The sequence below is a fragment of the Microcystis sp. M109S1 genome (assembly GCF_020247025.1).
In the GTDB taxonomy this organism is placed as follows: domain Bacteria; phylum Cyanobacteriota; class Cyanobacteriia; order Cyanobacteriales; family Microcystaceae; genus Microcystis.
The window spans coordinates 1-2,684 of the sequence record NZ_JADBRW010000351.1 but is presented as its reverse complement, the minus strand read 5'-3'; the positions used below and the strand labels follow the sequence as shown (position 1 = coordinate 2,684).

Genomic DNA, 2,684 nt, shown 5'->3' with positions numbered 1-2,684 from the left:
TCAATATTCTCAAAAAGGGACTAAGTACGGTAGGGCATACCGAAACTAATACGCTTGGGGAGAGATTCCCTCTGGTTTGGTTGGATACGTCCTGCCAGATCAAGGAAACTCGATGAACCAAGAATCCCTCGCTTTTAGCGATGGGAGTGTCAATGGCAATGCTCTGTATCTGAAGCGGCGTATCTTCATTCTGCACTTGTACTTCTTTTAAGGCAGCAATGAAAGCTTTCCAATCCACCCCATTGCGGAAAATGAGGTCAACGGTGTCGAACATTTCGGCAAACAATTTAGTAAATTCGCCTGGTTGAAATTCACCACTGCTGGGGCGGCGTTCTTTTTGCCCATTAAGCAGGTAAATATACTGGCAGTCAATCTCATCCAGTTGGGTGGTGGCATCAATATTCCAATTTTCCACGCAAGCACCCGTCAGAGTAGCATGGCGCAAATCGGTATTGACGGCGTTGACTTCGGTGAGGTTTGCCCCCGCAAGGTTGGCGTATTGCAAGCTGGCTTCACTGATATTCGCTAGGCGCAAGTTGGCAGTTTGCAGGTTTGCCCCGTCTAGGTATGCCCCCCGTAAATTGGCTTGGGCAAAGTCTTTTCCGCTTCCGGTGCGGGAATCAATCAGAAATTCTCTAATTTGGGGATTGGCTAATAAGGTATTGCCGGGGCGGGCTAATTCCAATTTAATTGCCTGCTTGAAGCAGGTTTTTTTCAGGATGGCGCGGTTGAAGTTGGTATTTTTCAACCTCGCACCCGTGAAATCTGCCTCGGTTAAATTAGCTTGAAAAAAGGATGTGCCACCAATAGCAGCAAAGGCTATCACAATTTGACGCAACCAAGGATCTCGGCTTTCCTGTTTGAGGGTCAGCCAACCGAGGCAAAAGTAAAATAGCGTCAAGGCTACGGCTACGGCTACGGCTACGGCTACGGCTACGGCTACGGCTCCGGCTCCGGCTCCGGCTCCGGCTACGGCTACGGCTACGGCTCCGGCTACGGCTACGGCTAGGGCTACGGCTCCGGCTCCGGCTACGGCTCCGGCTCCGGCGAAGACTACGGCTACGGCTACGGCTACGGCTACGGTTACGGCGAAGACTACGGCTACGGCTACGGCTCCGGCTCCGGCTACGGCTCCGGCTCCGGCGAAGACTACGGCTACGGCTACGGCTACGGCTCCGGCTCCGGCTACGGCTCCGGCTACGGCTCCGGCGAAGACTACGGCTACGGCTACGGCTACGGCTACGGCTCCGACTCCGGCCAAAATATTTTGACGCCAAGTGACAGCGCAAAAACAGATGAGAAAAATTAAGGTGGACCTACCAGCAACTTGGTTTTGTGTACTGGATGAATCAAAAATTAAGCTCACCAGATAAGCGGCTACGAGGGAAAAAAAACTCGAAATCACAATTAACACCAAAGCCAACCCCAACAAAATCACCACCCACCGCTTCGGCAATCCCGCCGTCGCCCCAGCAAACTTCACCCCCGTCAAATTCGCCCGACTAAAATTTGCCCCGCGTATATCACAGCCACTGAAATCCGCCTCTGCTAAGTCCGTGCCGCGAAAGTTACCGCCTCGCAAGGATTCCCCCCGGAAATCCCGCCGCCCGTTTTTGTACTGTTCAATAACTGCTGCTGCCTTCATCGCTTGCAAAATTGCCATACTATGCCCTCAATCTTACTGCAAGTCAGAAAGCGGGTTTCTTTAGAGAATCCGATTGACACTCCCACCCCACTAAGCACTTCGGGATTCTTGGTTCAACGAGTCCACGTTCAAAAACCTGGCATTTTTATGGGCAATCGCGTCAGGTTCCACACCTCACGTTCTAGAATATATCTGGATTTCCCCCATAGATAAGCTAAACGGCTTTTACTTCGGATCACCGATATAGACTCCAAAAGGGTTATAGCTATTGGATCATGCAGGTTAAGCGCCGTTTAGCTTATCTACTACAATAGCCGAAAACCCCTATCTATCAATGGATACACCCATTAACCTTTCTTAATCTACTAAGTAATTTTCTATGGAGAGTTAAATTATGTCATCAACTGCCTACGAAACTGATTATAATCAATGGCTAAAAGAGACGGTAAAACAGTTACAAGAGCGTAATTTTGAGCAGGTGGATTGGGATAATTTAATTGAAGAAATCGAGAGTATGGGAAAAAGTGATAGACGAGCTTTAATGAGTCTGTTAACCCGTCTTATCGAACATCTTTTAAAGCTGGCTTATTGGCAAGAAGAAAAAAAACGGTCAGGTAATCATTGGGCGGCAGAAATAGTCAATTTTCGCGCCCAAATTCAGCATCGTTTAGAAGATAGTCCCAGCTTACGGCCAGAATTAGCTGCTATGTATGATAAGGTTTATCCAGTGGCGATTAAATCGGTTTCTCAGCTTTTTTCCCTCAATTCAGACGCTCATATATCCCTCGAACAAACATTAGATGATAATTGGTTTCCCCCGGCTGAAAAATAGTTCTTATAGCAGTTATCTTAATGGTGAGGTATGAAGTTTTCGTTTTGGGGAGATGGGAGATTATTTTTATACTAAATCCTGTTTTAAAAAGATGATAACAATCAGTCATAAGTTAGCCAATGATAGTTAGTCAAGTTTTTAATTTCATTAGTCATTGTTTCGAGATACTGACAACGAGTTATCAGAATTTATTCTAGTTCTTCAATT

General features: G+C 47.2%; 2 protein-coding genes. One reads left to right on the top strand and one right to left on the bottom strand.

What is annotated here, in order from left to right; translation table 11 throughout:
- On the bottom strand, window positions 1–1,645 hold a 1,645-nt coding region (locus IM322_RS17595), incomplete at its 3' end, for a pentapeptide repeat-containing protein (RefSeq protein WP_287676598.1).
- A gap of 394 nt (window positions 1,646–2,039) precedes the next feature.
- Between IM322_RS17595 and IM322_RS17590 the strand changes: the two genes are divergently transcribed.
- A complete protein-coding gene (locus IM322_RS17590) occupies window positions 2,040–2,477 on the top strand; it encodes a DUF29 domain-containing protein (RefSeq protein WP_190381299.1) in 438 nt (145 codons plus the stop codon).
- Window positions 2,478–2,684: the final 207 nt, after the last annotated feature.

Excerpts from the sequence above, each read along its gene's own strand:
- IM322_RS17590 (WP_190381299.1), top strand. The coding sequence starts at position 2,040 with ATGTCATCAACTGCCTACGAAACTGATTATAATCAATGGCTAAAAGAG.